Origin of the sequence: Georgenia yuyongxinii, from assembly GCF_006352065.1 — a bacterium.
Classification (GTDB): Bacteria; Actinomycetota; Actinomycetes; order Actinomycetales; family Actinomycetaceae; genus Georgenia; species Georgenia yuyongxinii.
The window spans coordinates 2,958,575-2,977,950 of the sequence record NZ_CP040915.1 but is presented as its reverse complement, the minus strand read 5'-3'; the positions used below and the strand labels follow the sequence as shown (position 1 = coordinate 2,977,950).

At 71.7% G+C, this 19,376-nt stretch carries 14 protein-coding genes and 1 tRNA gene; 10 read left to right on the top strand and 5 right to left on the bottom strand.

Annotated features, from left to right (window positions below; genetic code table 11):
• Positions 1-4: 4 nt before the first annotated feature.
• Positions 5-601: a GDSL-type esterase/lipase family protein gene (locus tag FE374_RS13560; protein WP_223173539.1), complete on the bottom strand. Its 597-nt coding sequence runs from the start codon at positions 599-601 to the stop codon at positions 5-7.
• A 284-nt stretch (positions 602-885) separates the two neighbouring features.
• Complete coding sequence (locus tag FE374_RS13555; protein WP_230978311.1) at positions 886-4,692, bottom strand: multifunctional oxoglutarate decarboxylase/oxoglutarate dehydrogenase thiamine pyrophosphate-binding subunit/dihydrolipoyllysine-residue succinyltransferase subunit; 3,807 nt, start codon at positions 4,690-4,692, stop codon at positions 886-888.
• 402 nt (positions 4,693-5,094) lie between these two features.
• Between FE374_RS13555 and FE374_RS13550 the strand changes: the two genes are divergently transcribed.
• The 8 genes from FE374_RS13550 to FE374_RS13515 all read left to right on the top strand — a co-directional run bounded on the left by FE374_RS13550 (position 5,095) and on the right by FE374_RS13515 (position 14,805).
• Entirely contained in the window at positions 5,095-6,405 is a 1,311-nt protein-coding gene (locus FE374_RS13550; protein WP_139931593.1) for a hemolysin family protein, read from the top strand.
• Positions 6,402-7,454, top strand: coding sequence for a hemolysin family protein (locus FE374_RS13545; RefSeq protein ID WP_139929715.1), 1,053 nt, complete (start codon positions 6,402-6,404; stop codon positions 7,452-7,454). The genes FE374_RS13550 and FE374_RS13545 overlap by 4 nt, the downstream gene beginning before the upstream one ends.
• A 270-nt stretch (positions 7,455-7,724) precedes the next feature.
• A complete protein-coding gene (locus tag FE374_RS13540) occupies positions 7,725-9,338 on the top strand; it encodes a M23 family metallopeptidase (protein WP_139929714.1) in 1,614 nt (537 codons plus the stop codon).
• Positions 9,339-10,128: 790 nt separating this feature from the next.
• Positions 10,129-10,893, top strand: coding sequence for an ABC transporter ATP-binding protein (locus tag FE374_RS13535; protein WP_139929713.1), 765 nt, complete (start codon positions 10,129-10,131; stop codon positions 10,891-10,893).
• Entirely contained in the window at positions 10,886-11,578 is a 693-nt protein-coding gene (locus FE374_RS13530) for an ABC transporter ATP-binding protein (RefSeq protein ID WP_139929712.1), read from the top strand. Before FE374_RS13535 ends, FE374_RS13530 begins: the two co-directional genes overlap by 8 nt.
• Positions 11,579-11,625: 47 nt before the next feature.
• On the top strand, positions 11,626-12,882 hold the full coding sequence (locus FE374_RS13525) for an ABC transporter substrate-binding protein (protein ID WP_139929711.1): 1,257 nt from the start codon (positions 11,626-11,628) through the stop codon (positions 12,880-12,882).
• Positions 12,883-12,946: 64 nt separating this feature from the next.
• Positions 12,947-13,816, top strand: a complete 870-nt coding sequence (locus FE374_RS13520) for a branched-chain amino acid ABC transporter permease (RefSeq protein ID WP_139929710.1) — start codon at positions 12,947-12,949, stop codon at positions 13,814-13,816.
• Positions 13,813-14,805, top strand: a complete 993-nt coding sequence (locus tag FE374_RS13515) for a branched-chain amino acid ABC transporter permease (protein WP_139929709.1) — start codon at positions 13,813-13,815, stop codon at positions 14,803-14,805. Before FE374_RS13520 ends, FE374_RS13515 begins: the two co-directional genes overlap by 4 nt.
• Positions 14,806-14,823: 18 nt before the next feature.
• Here FE374_RS13515 and FE374_RS13510 read toward each other — a convergent pair whose 3' ends face one another.
• A complete protein-coding gene (locus FE374_RS13510) occupies positions 14,824-16,698 on the bottom strand; it encodes a GAF domain-containing protein (protein ID WP_456319080.1) in 1,875 nt (624 codons plus the stop codon).
• A 104-nt stretch (positions 16,699-16,802) separates the two neighbouring features.
• Positions 16,803-17,564 carry a 3-hydroxybutyrate dehydrogenase gene (locus tag FE374_RS13505; protein WP_139929707.1) on the bottom strand — a complete coding sequence of 254 codons (762 nt, stop codon included), beginning with the start codon at positions 17,562-17,564 and terminating at the stop codon, positions 16,803-16,805.
• Positions 17,565-17,733: 169 nt separating this feature from the next.
• Here FE374_RS13505 and FE374_RS13500 point away from each other — a divergent pair, with 169 nt between their 5' ends.
• On the top strand, positions 17,734-18,498 hold the full coding sequence (locus tag FE374_RS13500; RefSeq protein ID WP_223173536.1) for a glycerophosphodiester phosphodiesterase: 765 nt from the start codon (positions 17,734-17,736) through the stop codon (positions 18,496-18,498).
• Between the two features lie 35 nt (positions 18,499-18,533).
• Positions 18,534-19,124 (top strand): TetR/AcrR family transcriptional regulator, encoded by a 591-nt coding sequence (locus tag FE374_RS13495; RefSeq protein ID WP_139929705.1) that lies wholly within the window; start codon positions 18,534-18,536, stop codon positions 19,122-19,124.
• An 83-nt stretch (positions 19,125-19,207) separates the two neighbouring features.
• Here the strand turns inward: FE374_RS13495 and FE374_RS13490 are convergent.
• Positions 19,208-19,280, bottom strand: a tRNA-Arg gene (locus FE374_RS13490).
• Positions 19,281-19,376: the final 96 nt, after the last annotated feature.

Below are 19,376 nucleotides of genomic sequence, written 5' to 3'. Positions count from 1 at the left end.
AGGGTCACCCGGCCTCGGGAAGGCCCAGCCAGGAGTGCCACCCGTTGTGCAGCACGAGCCACGCGAGCAGCCCGTAGCCGGCCTGGCCGGGGTGCACGCCGTCGGACGCGGCGACGTCCGCGTGCCACTGCTCGTGGGCACGCAGCGGCGCGAACGTCTCGACGTAGGGGATGTGGCGGCGGTGGCACACGTCGGCGAACGCGTCGGACAGGGCCGCGAGGGTGTCGGCGTCGAGGTCGGTGCGCGGGGGCGGTCCCACCACGAAGCAGGCGATGCGGTTGGAGGAGGCGCCGTCGAGGATGTTCGCCAGGTTCAGGCGTGAGCGGGCGAGCGAGAGCCCCTCCTCGAGGTCGGTCGCGCCGAGCCCCAGCACGAGCCGGTTGTCGGCCATCGGGGTGAACCGGCGCTGGGTCTCGGTCTCCCAGCGGGCGGACAGCTCGGTGGTGTTCTCGTGCGGCACGGCGAGCTGCGCGACGAAGGCGGGCTCCTCCGTCGGGGTGCGGGCGATGACGCGGCCGACCCAGCCCAGGCCGCGGGCGTCCCCCATGCCGGCGGTGAGCTCGTCACCGATCACGCAGATCCGCAGCGGGGAGTCGCCCACACGTCCTCCTTCATGGTGGTGTGGTTCCCATCCTGCCCGCTCGACCGGCCGTCGCCGGGGCGCCGCGCGGGAAGTCTGACGCTGCGTCCGTGCCGGGGGCGGTGTCGCGGAAGGGCGGGTGCTTGGCCGAGAGGGGCGGCGTCGGTGGCGTGCAACGGCCGAGGGCCGGCCCCGGGATGGTCCGGGTCCGGCCCTCGTGATGACATCTCACGGAGGAGATGACATCTCACGGAGAAGATGACATCTCACGGAGGAGATGACATCTCACCACTCCACTGAAGGGGTCAGCGGGCGAACGCCCGCGTCATCAGGTCGGCGTTCTCCTCCACGTGCCGCTTGTGCGAGCCGGTCGACGGCGATGCCGCGGCGGGCCGGGACACCACACGAAGCGAGCGGCCCCCGAGGGCCTCACCCAGGTGGTCGGACACGAAGGTCCAGGGGCCCTGGTTCTCCGGCTCGTCCTGCACCCACACGACCTCGGCGTTCGGGAACGCGGCCAGCTCGGCGGCGATCTGGTCGAGCTCGAGCGGGTAGAGCTGCTCGAGCCGGACGATCGCTGTCGTCGGGTCCTCGGTCTTCAGGCGGTGCGCGGCGAGGTCGTAGTAGACCCTGCCCGAGCACAGCAGGACCCGCTGGACCTTGTCGGCCGCGTCCCGCACGCGCGACTCCACCTCGCCCACGACCGGGCGGAAGGTGCCCGTGGTGAAGTCCTCCACCGAGGACGCCGCCGCCTTCAGGCGCAGCAGCTGCTTGGGGGAGAACAGCACGAGCGGCTTCCGCGGGCGGGCGTAGGCCTGCCGGCGCAGCAGGTGGAAGTGGTTCGCCGGCGTGGACGGCTGCGCCACCACCATGTTCTGCTCCGCGCACATCTGGAGGAACCGCTCGATGCGCGCCGAGGAGTGGTCCGGGCCCTGACCCTCGTAGCCGTGCGGCAGCAGCAGCACGAGGGAGGAGTTCTGGCCCCACTTCTGCTCGGAGGAGGAGATGAACTCGTCGATGACGGTCTGCGCGCCGTTGACGAAGTCGCCGAACTGCGCCTCCCACAGCACCAGGGCGTCCGGGCGCTCCACCGAGTAGCCGTACTCGAAGGCCAGGGCCGCGTACTCGCTCAGCGAGGAGTCGTAGATCCAGAACTTCGCCTGGTCCGGTGTGAGGTACACCAGCGGCGTCCACTCGGCGCCGGTGTGGTAGTCGTGCAGCACCGCGTGACGCTGGGTGAACGTGCCTCGCCGGGAGTCCTGGCCGGCCAGACGCACCGGCGTGCCCTCCATGAGCAGCGACCCGAAGGAGAGGATCTCGCCGAAGCCCCAGTCGATCCCGCCCTCGCGGGTCATCTGCTCGCGCCGCTGGAGCAGCTTGAGCAGCTTGGGGTGGACGGTGAAGCCCTCCGGCGGGCGCACGTGCGCCTGCCCGACCCGCTCGAGCACCTCGGTGGGCACGGCGGTCTGCCAACCCACCATCGTGCCGGCGTCCTCGCGCTGGGACTCCGGCCGCTCCAGCCCCGCCACCTGGTCGGCGGACTCCGGCGGCGTCCAGCCGCTCTCGCGGGTCTCGGTGAAGGCCCGCTCCAGCTCGCGCTGGTAGTCCTTCAGCGCCTCCTCGGCCTGCTCCTCGGTGAGGTCCCCGCGCCCGATCAGCGCCTCGGTGTACAGCTTGCGCGACGAGCGCTTGTTCTCGATGAGGGCGTACATCACCGGCTGGGTCATCGAGGGGTCGTCACCCTCGTTGTGACCACGACGGCGGTAGCACACCAGGTCGATGACGATGTCCTTGTGGAACTTCTGGCGGAACTCGAAGGCGAGCTCGGCCACCCGCGCCACGGCCTCGGGGTCGTCCCCGTTGACGTGGAGCACGGGGATCTGCAGTCCCTTGACGATGTCCGTGGGGTAGTAGGACGAGCGTGAGCTCGACGGCCCGGTCGTGAACCCGATCTGGTTGTTCACGATGATGTGGATCGTGCCGCCGGTGCGGTACCCGCGCAGCTGCGACAGCTGCAGGGTCTCGGTGACCACGCCCTGCCCCGCGAACGCGGCATCGCCGTGGATGAGCACGGGCAGCACGGAGAAGCCCTGCTCGCCCAGGTCGATCCGGTCCTGCTTGGCGCGCACGACCCCCTCGAGCACGCCGTCGGCGGCCTCGAGGTGGGAGGGGTTGGCGGCCAGGTAGACCTTCGTCTCCTCGCCGTCGGGGGCGGTGAAGGTGCCCACGGTGCCCAGGTGGTACTTCACGTCCCCGGAGCCCTGGACGGTGCGCGGGTCCTGGTTGCCCTCGAACTCAGAGAAGATCTGCCGGTAGGACTTCCCCGCGATGTTCGCCAGCACGTTGAGGCGGCCGCGGTGGGCCATGGCGATGCCGACCTCGTCCATGCCCTCCTGAGCCGCACCGGTGAGCATGACGTCGAGCAGCGGGATGAGGGACTCCCCGCCCTCGAGGGAGAAGCGCTTCTGGCCCACGTACTTGGTCTGCAAGAACGTCTCGAACGCCTCGGCCGCACCGAGCTTCTTGAGGATCCGCAGCTGCTGCTCGCTCGACGGCTTGGCGTAGGGCGCCTCGAGCTTCTCCTGGAACCAGCTGCGCTGGGCCCGCTCGGAGATGTGCATGTACTCGATGCCGATCGTGCGGCAGTACGCGTCACGCAGCTGGCCGAGGATGTCGCGCAGCGGCGCCCGGGTGCTGGCGCCGAACCCGCCCGTGGGGAACTGACGCTCCAGGTCCCACAGGGTCAGGCCGTAGTTCGCGATGTCGAGGTCGGGGTGGCGCCGCTGCCGGTAGGCCAGCGGGTCGGTGTCCGCGATGAGGTGGCCGCGCGAGCGGTAGGCGTGGATGAGCTCGGCGATGCGGGCCGGCTTGCCCAGCTCGCTCTCCGGGCTGTACTCAACGTCGCGCATCCAGCGCACGGGCTCGTAGGGAACCCGAAGAGACGTGTAGACGCGGTCGTAGAAGCCGTCGGTGCCGAGCAGCTTCTTCTCGATGATCTTGAGGAACTCGCCGGAGGCGGCGCCCTGGATGATCCGGTGGTCGTAGGTCGAGGTCAGCGTCAGGACCTTGGACACCCCGAGCCGGGCCAGCGTGGCGGAGGAGGAGCCGGCGAACTCGGCGGGGTAGTCCATCGCGCCGACGCCGACGATCGTGCCCTGCCCCTTCATCAGGCGGGGGATGGAGTGCACGGTGCCGATGCCGCCGGGGTTGGTCAGCGAGATCGTGGTCCCGGCGTAGTCCTCGACGGTGAGCTTGTTGTTACGGGCCTTGCGGACGAGGTCCTCGTAGCCCGCCCAGAACTGGGCGAAGTCCATCTCGTCGGCCGCCTTCACCGACGGCACGACGAGGGTGCGGGTGCCGTCCGGCTTGGGCAGGTCGATGGCGAGGCCGAAGTTCACGTGCGCCGGCTGGAACACGGCGGGCTTGCCGTCCTCGGTCTCGGCGTAGGAGTAGTTCATGTCCGGCATCTCGGCCAGCGCCTCGACCATGGCGTAGCCGATGAGGTGCGTGAAGGAGATCTTCCCGCCGCGCGAGCGCGACAGGTGGTTGTTGACGACGATGCGGTTGTCGACCATGACCTTGGCCGGCACGGCGCGCACCGAGGTGGCGACCGGCAGCTCGAGGCTGGTCTCCATGTTCTTCACGGTGCGCGCGGCGACGCCGCGCAGCTTGACCGTCTCGTCCTGGGCCTGGGCGGGCTCGGCCTCCTCCCGGGCGGCGCCGAGGTTGGCGACGTAGGACGACGTGGGCGGCTGGGCGGCCACGGGCGGGGCCGGCGGCAGGTCCGAGCGAATCTGCTCGGTGGCCGGCTGCTCGGCCCGGGAGTCGATGTGCAAGGCCGCCTCACGGGTCACCGACGCGCTCGGCCGGCTGCCCGGGCGCCCGCCGTCCGCGGGGCGCGTGGCTGCCGGCGGAGGGGGCGCCGTCGGCGCCTTCGCTGCGTGCTTGGCCGACTCGGCCGCGGGCAGGGCTGCGCCGTTGCCGTTCGCGCCCGCGCCGCCGTCGTAGTCCTCGAAGAAGTCCCACCAAGCGGGATCGACGGACTTCTTGTCCTTCCGGTACTTCTCGTAGAGCTCCTCGATGAGCCATTCGTTGGCACCGAAAGCAGCCATTGGGTCGTGTTCCTGCGTGGACACTCGGAGATCGCCCCTTCCAGGGGGTGTGACGAAGATCCCTACAACCCTAGGTGATCGGCCGCTCGCGGCCCGCATCGAAGCCCCCTCCCGTCCCACGATCTGAGTCCCCGGGACGCGTGCCGGGGGGTGGTACAAAGTCGGGGTCAAGATGGCGTCACGGCCACCTAGGACGTTGGTCCGGGGCTCGTGTGCCAGGCGCCCGACTGCGGCAGGTCCGCCGACGGCTGGGCATATCGGGCGACGGCGGCGGCGGCGTTCGTACAATCGCTCCACCATGCGACGCTCACGCCGCGGTCGACATCGCGACCCCGACCCTGCCCGGCCCCGAAAACGCCCGGGCGGTGCCCTCGCACCGCTCCCGAGAGGCGGTGCGCGGTGCTGACGGAGTGGCTGCTCGTCCTGCTCGGCGTGGTCCTCACGGCGGGCACAGCGATCTTCGTCGCGGCGGAGTTCTCCCTGGTGGCGCTCGACCCGGGCACCGTGGAAGGGCGCGCCGCCGCCGGTGACCGGCGCGCGGCCCGCGTCGCGCAGGCGCTCAAGCGCCTCTCCCTGGAGCTGTCCAGCGCCCAGGTGGGCATCACCCTGACCACGATCCTGCTGGGCTACACGGCCCAGTCCGCGCTGGCCACGTTGCTGACCGGGCCGCTCGGCAACGCCGGGCTGGCCGAGGCCGCCGCCACGGCCACCGCCGTCGTGATCTCGCTCGTGCTGGTCAACACCTTCTCGATGGTGCTCGGGGAGCTGGTCCCGAAGAACCTGGCGCTGGCCGACCCGCTGGCCACCGCGGGACTGGTCGCTCCCGTGCAGGGTGTGTTCACGGCGGCGCTGCGCCCGGTCATCGTGGCCTTGAACAACTCCGCCAACGCGATCCTGCGGCTGTTCGGCGTCGAGGCGGCCGAGGAGCTCTCCGGGGGCCGGTCGGCCTCCGAGCTCGCCGCCCTCGTGCGCCGGTCCGCCGAGCAGGGCACCCTCGACGTCTCCACCGCCACGCTGCTGACCCGTTCGATCGGGCTCGGCGCGCTGACCGCCGTCGACGTCATGACCGACCGGGGGCGCCTGCACACCCTGACCCGTGAGCAGACCGCGGCGGACGTGGTCGCGCTCGCCCGGGCGACCGGGCACTCGCGCTTCCCGGTCATCGGCGACGACAACGACGACGTGGTCGGGCTGGTGCATTTGCGTCGCGCCATCGCGGTGCCCTACGAGCGGCGCGGCGACGTGCCGGTCGCCTCCTCCTCCCTCATGTCCGACGCGCCGCGCGTGCCCGAGACGCTGGCGCTGGCACCGCTGCTGGTCCAGCTGCGCGACGAGGGCCTGCAGATGGCGGTGGTGGTCGACGAGTACGGCGGCACCTCCGGCGTCGTCACCCTCGAGGACGTGGTCGAGGAGATCGTCGGGGACGTCGCGGACGAGCACGACCGCCGTCGTTCCGGGGCCCACGCCGGCCCGGGCGGCACCTGGGTGGTGCCCGGCGTCCTGCGCCCGGACGAGCTGGCCCGCAAGGCCGGGCTGTACGTGCCCGACGACGGCCCGTACGAGACCCTCGGTGGCCTGGTCATGGACCGGCTGGGCCGCGTCCCGCAGACCGGCGACCGGATCGCCGTCGGGGGCGTGGTCCTGCACGTGGAGCAGATGGACGGCCGCCGCGTCGACCGGCTGCGGGTGTGGGCCGAGGAGGGCGCGTCGTGAGCACCGGCACCGCGCTCCTCATCGCCGTCCTCCTCCTCGTGGGCAACGCCTTCTTCGTGGGCGCCGAGTTCGCGATCATGTCCGCCCGGCGGAGCCGCGTCGAGCCGCTGGCGGAGCAGGGTTCCCGCGCCGCCCGGACGGTCCTGGGCGCCATGGAGAACGTCACGCTGATGCTGGCGTGCGCACAGCTCGGCGTGACGCTGTGCTCCACCGGGCTGGGTGTGGTCGCCGAGCCGGCCCTCGCCAAGCTGGTGGAGGGGCCGCTGGTCGCCGTGGGCCTGCCGGTCGGCGCCTCGCACGTGGTGGGCTTCACCCTCGCGCTCGTCCTGGTCGTCTACCTCCACGTGGTGGTGGGGGAGATGGTGCCCAAGAACCTCGCGGTCACCTCGCCGGAGCGGGCGGCGCTGCTGCTCGCCCCGCCGCTGGTGCTGCTGTCGAAGGTGCTCCACCCGATCGTGGCCGGGCTGAACTGGGTGGCCAACGGCATCCTGCGCCTGGTGGGGGTCGAGCCCAAGGACGAGGTCGCGTCGGCGTTCACCGCGGAGGAGGTGGGCGCGATCGTGGAGCGCTCGCGGGCCGAGGGGGTCCTTCAGGACGACCTCGGGCTGCTCACCGGCGCCCTGGAGTTCTCCCAGGAGACCGCCGCCCGTGTCATGGTGCCGCCCGCGTCGCTCGTGACCCTGCCGCTGGACTGCTCCCCGGAGGACGTCGAGCACGAGGTCGCCCGGACCGGATACTCACGGTTCCCGCTGGTGGACGACGACGGTGACCTGGCGGGGTACCTCCACGTCAAGGACGTGCTCTACGCCGACGGCGAGGCACGACGGCGGCCCGTGCCCGGCTGGCGGGTGCGCGCGCTGGCTTCGGTGGCGCCCGAGGACGAGGTGGAGGACGCGCTGGCCGCCATGCAGCGCTCGGGTGCCCACCTCGCCCGGGTCGTGCGGCCGGGCACGAAGGAGGTGGCCGGCATCGTCTTCCTCGAGGACATCCTCGAGGAGCTGGTGGGCGAGGTGCGCGACTCCATGCAGCGGGAGCAGAGCCGCCGCTGACAGCGGGGCATGTCCCTTCGCGGGCGCACGGACGACACGCCTGTCGTCCGAAAGTGATGTGAGTCACAAAAGGGAGGGACACCCGTCGGTTATCGACGTCTGCCGCAGAATTGCGCGGATCGCCGGATGCGGTGCAACGGTTCAGGGGCTGAACCGATATTGGACGCCCTCTGATGGCGTCCGTTACTGTCTCGTGATATCCCACCCGCCCGGGACGGCCCGGACCGGTGGACTCGCTCGGCCTTGTTCCCCCTCCGGAGGTAGTTCCCAATGTCAGGAAGCGCCGTGCCCGGTACCCCGGCACCGCCGCTGACCCGACGCCAGCTCCGTGAGGCAGAACGCGCGGCCGAGGCCGCCCGGCTGCACACCGCCCTCGAGGTGCAGCGCGCCGACGAGGCCGCCAGGATGCGTGCCGCCGAGGAAGCTGTCGCCCACTCCCGCGCGCGGCTGCGTGCCGCCGAGGAGGCTGCCCGGCTGCGTGCGGCGGAGGAGTCTGCGGCTCAGACGCGTGCGGCCGCCGAGCGTGCCGCCGCCCAGGCTGCGGCGGAGCGTGCGGCTCAGGAGCAGGCGGTCCAGGAGCGGAAGACCCGGCGTCGGGCGGCCGAGAAGGCTGCTGCTGAGCGTGCTGCTGCCGAACAGGCTGCTGCGGAGAAGGTGGCTGCCGAGAAGGTTGCTGCCGAGCGGGCCGCCGCGGAGAAGGCGGCTGCCGAGCGCGCTGCTGCGGAGAAGGCGGCTGCCGAGCGCGCCGCTGCCGAGCGCGCTGCTGCGGAGCAGGTTGCTGCCGAGCGCGCCGCTGCCGAGCGCGCTGCTGCGGAGCAGGTTGCTGCCGAGCGCGCCGCTGCCGAGCGCGCCGCCGCCGAGCGAGCCGTCGCCGAACGTGCGGCTGCCCCGCAGACTCGTCGGGCACGGGCGGCGAAGGTCGCCGACGTGACCGCCGGAGCTCTTGCCACCGCCCCGGACACGGCACCGACTGCCGAGACCCCCGCAGACATCCCGACGGCCGCCGATCAGACACCTACCGAAGTGCTCGTTCGCCGTGCACCGAGTGGTCCGCCGGCCAGTCGCCGCGCCTTGCGCGAGCAGTCGACCCGGCCGGCCGCCCCGCAGCGCCGCAGCCGTGGCTGGGCTCCTCGCGCCGCCGTGCTCGGCACGCTCGGCGCGCTGACCATCGTCGGCCCGCTCACCGGCCTCGCGGGTGCCGACGAGGTGGCCTCGGCCAGCCAGACCGTCGCCACCCAGGCGAGCCTGCTCGAGCATCTCGACGCTGCCGCCGCTGCCGCCGCTCTGGTCGCCCCCGACGGCCTCCTCGCCGACCGGACGGCGGCCAGCCGAGCCGCGCTGATGCAGACCTCCCGCGCGAACGAGCGTCACACCCTCACCTGTGCGCCTCTCGACGGCGCCAACGGCGTGCGTGCCGCGGTGACAGACCGTGAGTCCGCGGTGATCATGCCGGTCGCAGCGGGGGCGTACCGGCTCTCCTCCTCGTACGGCTTCCGCAACAGTCCCTTCACCGGCTACAGCAAGCACCTGGGGGAGGACTTCGCCGCTCCCAAGGGCACGCCCATCTACGCGGTCGCGGACGGCACCGTGGAGTACGTCGGCGTGGGCAAGGACGGCCGGTCGAGCATGCTCGTGATCCTCAAGCACGAGATCGACGGCGAAACCTTCTACACCTGGCACGTCCACATGTATCCGGACGGCATCCGTGTGACCGAGGGCCAGACGGTCCGCGGGGGCGACGTGATCGCCGAGGTCGGCAGCAACGGCAACTCCACCGGGCCGCACCTGCACTTCGAGGTCCACACCGACACCGAGGGCACGACGATCGACCCGCTGACCTGGCTCGAGGAGCACGGCGCGGTGGACGTCTCCGCCCGCTGCTGAGGCCGAACGCGACGGCTCGAACAACCCGGGGGCCGGCGACCGCTCAGCGCAAGCGGACAGAGGTAGTAGGCCAGGGGCGTGGGGCGACCTCGCCCCAACTTGCCCACAGCGCCACCGGACAGAGCAGCCCCACCGGACAGATCCGCCTCGGTGGGCCCAGCGTCCACCAACGAAATGGCCGAGGTGGTCGTTTTTTCAACCATTTTCGCCATTTCGTTTCAAGCCTGTGGCCGAGGCGATGTACGCGCGCGCGCTCTCGTTGACCCGCCCACTGTGGCGAGCGAGGCAGAGATGGCGCGACTGCTCCGAGGGTGGCGTCCACGTGCTGCTCCCGAGCGCTCCGGCGCGGGACCACGATCTCGTCAGCGTCCAAATGCGGCGAGACCTGCACTTTCCGACCGACACCTGTCGTTCCACAGGCAGGTCTCGGCGCAACCGGCAGGTCTGGGAGTGCGCCGCCCGCGCTGGTGGGCCGCGCTGGTGGGCCGCGCTGGTGGGCTGCGAGCTCGCCGGTGCCGCGGCCCGCGGTGCTGGCGCGTGCCGCCGGACCCCGCCGCCGGACCGCGCTGCCGGCCCGCGCCGTCGTCGATGTGCCTTCCCAAGGCCCACGCCCACCTGACGTGCCGCACTTTCGGCGTGCCCGCGCGGCGCAGTGGTGGCGGCGCCCATGCCAACCGTGTGCTTTGTGGCTTTTGTCCACATGGTTTGCGACTTGAGGCATTCCTAATGTTCAGCGCATGCCTCACCGCGCCCTGACCGGGGCGGGCAACGGAGCCAGGGAGGGAACCGCATGACGTCCAGCACGAACGTGGCCCTCCGGGCGACCGGCCTGTCCAAGAACTTCCATGGCTTCCTGGCGGTCAACGCCGTCGATCTGGAGGTCGCCGCAGGCGGTGTCCACGCCCTCGTCGGGCCCAACGGCGCCGGCAAGACCACTTTGTTCAACCTGCTCAGCGGCTTCCTCCAGCCCAGCACGGGGACGATCACCGTCTTCGGCGAGGACGTGACCGGCCTGCAGCCGGAGCAGATCGCGCACAAGGGTGTCGCGAGGTCCTTCCAGATCACCAGCCTGTTCGAGAACCTCAACCCTCGCGAGCACGTGGAGCTCGCCCTGCAGAGCCGCACCACCCAGGGCCGGAAGTTCTGGCGCTCGGAGAAGCTGCTCGGCCGCTTCACGGACCGCGCCGGCGAGCTGCTCGACCTCGTCGGGCTCGCCGAGCTGGCGGAGAAGCCCGCGGGCCTCCTGGCCTACGGCCAGAAGCGCGCCCTGGAGATGGCGCTGGTCATGGCCCTGGACCCCAAGATCATGCTGCTGGACGAGCCGACGGCCGGCATGGGCATCGAGGACGTCCACCGCACCATCGAGCTCGTCAAGAAGATCGCCGTCGGCCGCACCGTGGTGTTCGTCGACCACAACATGCACGTCGTAGGCAGCCTCGCCGACCGCGTCACCGTGCTGCAGCAGGGCCGGATCCTGGCCGAGGGCACCTACCAGGAGGTCCGCAGCGACCCCCGGGTGATCACGGCCTACCTGGGGGAGGCGAGCAATGCTTGAGGTCCGCGGCCTGAAGGCCTGGTACGGCGAGGCACAGGCGCTCGACGACGTCGACATCGACGTCGGCCAGGGCCAGGTGGTCACGCTCGTCGGGCGCAACGGGGCAGGAAAGACCACCCTGCTGCGCAGCCTCATCGGCCTGCACCGCCAGGTCCAGGGCTCCGTCCGCCTCGACGGCACGGAGCTGCTCGGCATGCCCGCGCACCGCCGTGCCCGGCTCGGCCTGGGCTGGGTGCAGGACGACCGCGGCGTCTACGCGAGCCTGAACGTCGAGGAGAACCTGCTCCTGCCCCCGATCGTCTCCGACCTCGCGTGGCCGCTGGAGAAGGTCTACGAGGCCTTCCCGGTGCTGGCCGAACGCCGCAAGGCCGCCGGAACCACGCTCTCCGGCGGCGAGCAGCAGATGCTCGCCATCGCCCGGGTGCTGCGCACCGGCGCCCGCCTGCTGCTGCTGGACGAGCCGACCGAGGGCCTGGCCCCCGTCATCGTCCAGCGCATCGGGGACATCATCCGCGAGGTCAAGGCGCACGGCGTGACGGTGCTGCTCATCGAGCAGAACGTGAAGTTCGCCGCCACCGTCGCCGACAGCCACTACCTGCTCGCGCAGGGCCGGGTCGTGACCCACCTGGGCAACGACGAGTTCACCGAGCGCCAGGACGAGCTCCTCGAGCACCTGGGCGTCTGACCTGCCGGGACCCCGGCAAAGACCACCGTCATACGAGAGAAGGACGCATGAGCAAGAAGCTTGCGGGTGGCGCCGCCACCCTGATGTCCGGAGCACTGCTCCTCGCCGCCTGCTCTCAGGGCGGACCCGCCGCGGCGGGCGGCGAGTTCACCGACGACAAGATCGTCATCGGTGTGCTCAACGACCAGTCCGGCGTCTACAAAGACCTCTCCGGGCCCAACAGCGTCAAGGCCGTGGAGATGGCCATCGCGGACTTCAAGGAGAAGCACGGCGAGGACGCCGTCGTCGATGAGATCGAGGTGATCACCGCAGACCACCAGAACGAGCCCGACGTCGCCAACACCAAGGCGCAGGAGATGTACGAGCGTAAGGGGGCCGACATCATCCTCGACGTCCCCGCCTACTCCGCCGCCCTCGCCGTCGCCAGCCAGGCCACCGCCGCCAAGAAGCTGCATTTCAACATCGGCGCGGCCACCACCGAGCTCACCGGCGCGCAGTGCAGCCCGTACGTCTACCACTGGGCCTACGACACCTACCAGCTCGCCAACGGCACCGGCACCACCGTGACCGAGAACGGCGGCAAGGACTGGCAGATCATCTACCCCGACTACGCGTTCGGCCAGGACATGGAGAAGTCCTTCACCGCCGCGGTCGAGGGCGCCGGCGGAACGGTCAGCGGCAAGATCGCCACCCCGTTCCCCAACGACAACTTCTCCACGTTCCTCACCCGAGCCGCCTCCTCCCAGCCGGACGTCATCGGCACGATGCAGGCCGGCGGCGACCTGATCAACCTCGTCAAGCAGTACAACGAGGCGGGCCTGCGGGACCAGGGCATCAACCTTGCCGTCGGGCTCATGTTCATCACCGACATCCACTCCCTGGGCGTCGACCAGTTCGAGGGCACCACCTTCACCGACGCCTGGTACTGGAACATGGACGACGAGTCCCGCGCCTGGGCGGACCGCTTCCTCGAGGAGACCGGCTCACGGCCCTCCTTCGCGCACGCCGGGAACTACTCCGCAGCCCTGCAGTACCTCGAGGCGGTCCAGGCGGTCGGCACCGACGACGCCGACGCCGTCACCGAGGACCTCGACGGCAAGGAGGTCGAGGACGTCTTCCTGCGCAACGGCAAGATCCGCGCCGAGGACCACCGCGTGATCCACGACGTCTACCTCGCCGAGGTCAAGTCCCCCAGCGAGGTCACCGAGGACTGGGACTACCAGACCATCCTCAACACCATCCCCGCCGAGAAGGCCTTCCGGCCGGTGGAGGAGTCCGCCGCGGCCGGCTGCGACCTGGGCTGACCACGGCCATCGGCGCGCCGGGTGCCCAGGTACCTGGCGCGCCACCGGGAGAGGTAAGGGGACGATGAACGAGATCCTGCAGTACACGGTCCAGGGCCTCGCGGCGGGCAGCTTCTACGCCCTGGCCGCGCTCGGCCTGGCCGTCATCTTCGGCGTGCTGGGCGTGGTCAACTTCGCCCACGGCGCCTGCTACATGCTCGGTGCGATCACCGCGGCCGTGCTCCAGGACCTCATGGGCCTGAGCTTCTGGTGGGCGCTGCTCGTGGTGCCGCTGGTGCTCTTCGCGTTCGGCGTCCTCATGGAGCGACTCCTGGTGCGCTGGCTCCTCCAGCTCGACCCGCTCTACAACTTCCTGCTCACCTTCGGGCTGTCCCTGGTGCTGGTGGACCTGGTCAAGCGCCAGTACGGCGTGTCCGGTCTGCCCTACACCCGGCCCGACCTCCTCACCGGCCAGCTGGTGCTCGGCGGCCTACGGCTGCCCACCTACCAGGTCTTCGTCTTCCTCTTCTCGGTGCTCGTGTGCGTGGTCGTGTGGCAGGTGATGACCCGGAGCCGGCTCGGCATGGTCGTCCGCGCCGCCACGGAGCGGCCCGACCTGGCCCGGGCCCTCGGCGTGAACGTCAGCCGCTGGGTGACCCCCGTGTTCGGCTTCGGCATCGCGCTGGCGGGCCTCGCCGGGGTGCTGGCCGCCCCGTTCCGGGCGATCACCGCGGACATGGGCTCGAACTTCATCATCATCCTCTTCGCCGTGGTGGTGATCGGCGGGCTCGGCTCGATCGTGGGCGCCGTCGTCGCCGGGTTCCTCGTGGGGCTGGTGGAGACCTTCGGGCAGGCCTACGCCGAGGCCTACGCGCAGATCGTGATCTTCGTGCTCATGGCGGTCGTGGTGCTGGTGCGCCCGGCCGGTCTGTTCGGACGGGAGGAGATGGCATGACCCAGTCCGCCGTGCTTCCGGAGGTGTCCGTCGAGACGCCGCCCCGGCCCGCTCGCCGGTCCTGGCAGCGGTGGGCGCTGCTCGCCGTCGGGCTCCTCGCCGCGCTGACCCTGCCGTGGGTGATCTACCCGCCGGTGGCGATGGACATCGCCTGCTGGGCGCTGTTCGCCGTCGCCCTGGACATCCTGCTCGGCTACACGGGCCTGCTCTCCTTCGGCCACGCGGCCTACTGGGGCGGTTCGGCGTACGTGACGGGCCTGGTCGCCCTCAATGTCGGGGTGCCGTTCCCGCTGGCCGTGCTGGCCGGGGCGCTCGCCGCCATGCTGCTGGCGCTGCCGGTCGGGTACCTGTCCGTGCGACGGTCGGGCATCTACTTCGCCATGGTCACCCTGGCGTTCGCGCAGATGATCTTCTTCCTCGCCAACCAGTGGGACGAGGTGACCGGCGGGGAGAACGGCCTGCAGTCGGTGCCCACCAGCTTCTTCGGCATCGAGGCGGTCGAGACCGACTCGTTCTTCTTCTACTACGCCGCCCTGCCGATCATCGTGGCGGGTGTGTGGTTCGCCTGGCGCATCGTCCACTCACCCTTCGGCCGGGTGCTGGTCTCGATCCGGGACAACGCCCCCCGCGCCCGTGCGCTGGGCTACGACGTGGAGAAGTACAAGGTCGCCGCGTTCGTCCTCTCGGCCGGGCTGGCGGGCCTGGCGGGCGGGCTGTTCGCGATCAGCCACGGTTTCGTCTCCCTGCAGGAGGTCAACTGGACCACCTCGGGGAAGGTCGTGCTCATCACCGTCCTGGGTGGGATCGGCACGCTGTGGGGCGGGATCGTCGGCGCGGCGATCATCATCGTCCTCGAGGACCAGATGGCCTCCTCCGGGTTCGAGGGCATCGGCATCATCACCGGCACCGTCTTCGTCGTGGTGGTGCTGCTCTTCCGGCGCGGCGTGTGGGGTTCGGTGCTCCACCTCCTGGCCCGCCGCCGCGAATGATGCCGGGCCGGGCCGCCGTCAGGGCCGGAGCAGGTCCGCGAGCCGGAGCGCCAGCTGCACCTCGAGCTGGCGCTCCGGCGCGTTCCAGCCCTCGCCGAGCAGCTGGGTGACCCGCTCGAGGCGCTGGGTGACGGTGTTGGTGTGCACGTGCAGCGCCGCCCCGGTCCGCGAGAGGTTCGCCCCCTGGGCGTAGTACGTCTGCAGGGTCCGTACCAGGGCCGTGCCCCGCTCGGCGTCGTAGTCGAGGACGGGCCCGAGCACGGTACGCACGTACGCGCCGACGTCGCGCCGCTCGCCCAGGAGCAGGCCCACGAAGCCCAGGTCCGCGGCCTCGGCCACCTCACCGGCCCGGCCCAGCGCGAGCAGGGTGTCCAGGCAGCGGGTCGCCTCGGCGTGGGCGTCGGCGATGGCCGTGGTGCCCGGGTCAGACCCGGCCGCGCCGGCCGTCAGCCGGTGGCCCACCGCGCGAGAGACCTCCTCGGCCACCAGCGTGGCGGCCTCCCGCGGCGCGAGCCCGGGCAGCACCAGCACGAGCCGGCCGCGGTGGACGGCGGAGAGCCCGCGGTGCCGGGAGGCGAGGAAGGTGGCCGCCTGAGCGGCGCGGGTGCGGTCACCCACGACCTCGGCGACGACGACGGCGTGGGCCGCGTCCAGGTCGGCCCCCACCAGGCGGGCGCGCTCGCGCAGGAGGTCGGGATCGCGCTCGGCGTCGGCCAGGACGTCCGCGAGCAGTTCCCCGCGCAGCCGCCCCTCCGTCTCGGCGACGTTGCGGCGGAACAGCAGCAGGAGCGCGGTGACCAGCGCGCCGCGTTCGAGGATGCGCCGGTCCGCCTGGTCCAGGGGCTCAGCCCGGCGCAGCACGAGCACGCCGAGGGAGTCGGCGCCGGCCACCACCGGCGCCGCGCACAGCCCCGGGGCGGCGCCGGTCCGGCTGGTGGCCCGCACCCGCTCAAGGAGGGCCGGCTCCTGCTCGGGCGCCGGGGAGTCCCCGGCGGTGGAGGCGAGCACCCGCCCGTCCGGGTCCACGATGAGCACCTCGCCACCGAGGACCGCGCGGATCTGGTGCGCGACGTCGTCCACGTCGCCGCCGCGCAGCACCAGGTCCGCGAGCCGGTCGTGGGCGTCGGCCGCTCGCTCTACGCTCGTGGTGCGGGCCTGGAGCAGCTCGCCGGCCACGCGCAGGTCGTGCAGGGCGTGCTGGGTCTCGGTGAGCAGCCGGGCGTTGTCGATGGCGATGGCGGCGTGCGCGGCGAAGGAGACCAGCAGGGCGATGGCGTCGCGGCCGAAGGGCCGCACGGTGCGGTTGGCGGCGTAGAGCACCCCGATCACCCGCCGGCCCAGGAGCAGCGGCACGCCCACGATCGAGGTCAGGCCCTCGTCGCCGACGGCGTCGTCGATGCCGAAGGTGTGCTCGAAGCGGGCGTCGGCGAAGTAGTCCGCCGTCGCGTACGGGGTGGCCGTCTGGGCCACGAGCCCGCCCAGGCCCGCCCCCAGCGGCAGGCGGACCGCCCGGAACAGCGCCGACGTGGCGCCGTCGGTCACCCGCATGTACGTGTCGCCGGCCTGCTCGTCGTTGAGGGAGAGGTAGGCGACGTCGCTGTGGAGCAGCTGGCGCGAGCGGTGCACGATCGCCTCCAGGACCGCGTCGACGTCGGTCAGGGCCGCGAGGTCGCCGGCCGTCTCGAACAGCGCCGCGAGCTCGGTCTCGCGGCGGCGCCGGTTCTCCAGGACGCCACGCACCTGCAGCGCGAGGGCCTTCGCACGCTCGATCTCGGCCAGGGTGTCCGCGTCCGCGCCGGCCGCGCGGGCCGCCAGGACCGGGCCCTCGAACTCCACGGGGGCGGCGTCGCGCGCCAACAGCTCGAGGTACTCCAGTGTGGCCACGGGCCACATTGTGACCGAGGCGGACCGTATCCGGGGCCGCGTCGGGGGGAGCGGCGCGTCACGGACCCGCCCGGTGGCGGGCGGCGCGGGCCTGGTCGGGTCCGCCATGGGGCTCAGCGGGCCGACCAGCCGCCGTCGAGGACGATGTTGCTGCCCGTGACGAACCCGGCGTCCTCCGAGCACAGGTAGGCGACGGCGGTGGCCACCTCGGGTGGCTCGAGCAGCCGCTTGATCGCGGAGTTCTGGAGCATCACTGAGCTGATCACCTCGTCCTCGGAGAGTCCGTGCGCCCGGGCCTGGTCGCTGATCTGGCGCTCCACGAGCGGGGTGCGCACGTAGCCGGGGTTGACGCAGTTGCTCGTGACCCCGTGCGGTGCACCTTCGAGGGAGAGCACCTTCGACAGCCCCTCGAGCCCGTGCTTGGCCGAGACGTAGGCGGACTTGAACGCGCTCGCCCGCAGGCCGTGCGCGCTGGAGATGTGGATCAGGCGGCCCCATCCCCGGGCGTACATGTGCGGCAGGGTGGCGCGGGCGAGCAGGAACGGGGCCTCGAGCATGAGGCGCAGGATGAAGGAGAAGCGATCGGGCGGGAAGTCCTGCACGGGGGCGACGTGCTGGATGCCGGCGTTGTTGACGAGGATGTCTGCCTCCAGGACCAGGTCAGCGAGGCTCCCGGTGTCGGACAGGTCCACCACCCATGCCTCACCGGCGAGCTCCGCGGCGAGCGAGCGGGCGCCGTCCTCGTCGCGGTCGCAGACCACCACCCGCGCACCCGCGGCCGCGAGCCGCCTCGCCACGGCGGCACCGATGCCGCTCGCCGCACCCGTGACGACCGCCCGGCGGCCCGTCAGATCGACGCCGTTGTCCCTGATCATGGCGAGCAACTTATGTAACGGCCGGGCGTTGCTCGATGGTGCGCACCCACATAGTTGCGCCCTCCGGGGTGTGGCCGCCCGACCGTGCCGGACGCCGATCGCCGGGAACGGGGCGCCGACGTCAATCGCCGGGAAGTCGCCCAGGTCGGCCATGGGGGATGATGAGACCGTGAGTAGCACGTATCTGGAGGGGCCCGGACCGATCGCGTTCGCCCACCGCGGCGGTGGTCGGGAGGTGCCCGAGAACTCACGGGCCGCCGTCGAGCACACCGTGGCGCTGGGGCTGGGGTACCTCGAGACGGACGTGCGTGCGACGTCCGACGGCGTCGCCGTGCTCAACCACGACGCCACGGTGGACCGCACCACCGACGGCACGGGACGGGTCGACCAGCTGACCTGGGACCAGGTGGCCGCCCTGCGCGACGCCTCGGGCGCGCGCCCGGTGCGGCTGGAGGAGCTGCTCGGTGACTACCCGGCGCTGCGCGTGAACATCGATGCCAAGGACGACCACGGGCTCGAGCCGCTCGTGCGTGCGATCGAGCGGACCGGCGCCCAGGACCGGGTGGGGCTGGCGTCGTTCTCCGACGCGCGCCTGGCCCGGCTGCGCGTCCGGCTGCCCGGGGTGGCCACGAGCCTGGGGCGCGGCGACGTCGCCCGGCTGGTGGCGGCCGCGCGGCTGGGCCGCCGCCCTCGCGTCCCGGGCCCGGGCGGCGGCGCCGTGTGCGTGCAGGTGCCCACGCGCGTCCGCGGCCTGCAGATCGTGACTTCGCGGTTCCTCGCGGCGGCGCACCGCCACGGGCTGGCGGTGCACGTGTGGACGATCGACGACCCCGGGGAGATGCGCCGTCTGCTGGATCTCGGGGTGGACGGGATCATTTCGGACAGACCGCGCGTCCTGCGCGACGTACTTACGGAGCGTGGCGCGTGGCATTGACCCCAACCCCCTACGACTGGGGGCATGATGGTGCTATGACATCAGATCAAGGGCGCGTGGACCCCCGCACGCGCAGAACCCTGGTCGCGTTGAGACAGGCGCTGGGGGTCCTTCTCGAGACCACCCCGCTGAACCAGGTCAGCGTCTCGGAGCTCTGCCGGACGGCAGGCATCCACCGCACCACCTTCTACAAGCACTTCGACAGCGTCGGCGAGCTCGCCACGTCGGTCGTCGAGGACCTCGGGCGGCGGATCGTCGCGCCCGTGCGCGGCGCGGCCGAGCTCACCTACCGCACGTGGTTGACGGCGGTGCTGATGCACGTCGCGGAGCGGCGCGCGCTGTACCACCGGCTGCTCAGCGTCGAAGGCGGGGACCCGGCGCTGGTACGGGCGGTCACCTGGCAGGTGGCCCGGCGCACCGAGCGCTTCCTCCGCGACGCCGACGCCGTCCCGGCCGCCAGCCTGCCGCTCATGTCCCGGGTGCTGGGTTACGGGTCGTACGCGCTGGTCGAACGGATCATGGAGACCGAGGGGCCGGTCGACGTCGAGGGCATGATCGAGGAGTTTCTCGCCGGGATACCGGCGGACGTGGCCGATCGGCTGGTGCCTGAGCCGTCAACGGTCTGAGCGCCGCCGGCGGAAGCCGGCCGGCCATGAGCCGGCTGGCATGACAAGAGCCCTCGTCCCGATCGGGACGAGGGCTCTGCTTGTGCCCCCTACTGGATTCGAACCAGCGACCTTCTGCTCCGGAGGCAGACGCTCTATCCACTGAGCTAAAGGGGCGCTGCGTGCGCGACGCCCTGCGATGTTATCAGCCGTGAGGCGCCACGTTCACATCGCCCTCGCGCGGTGGCGGAAGCGCGCGACAGGGCCGCCCGG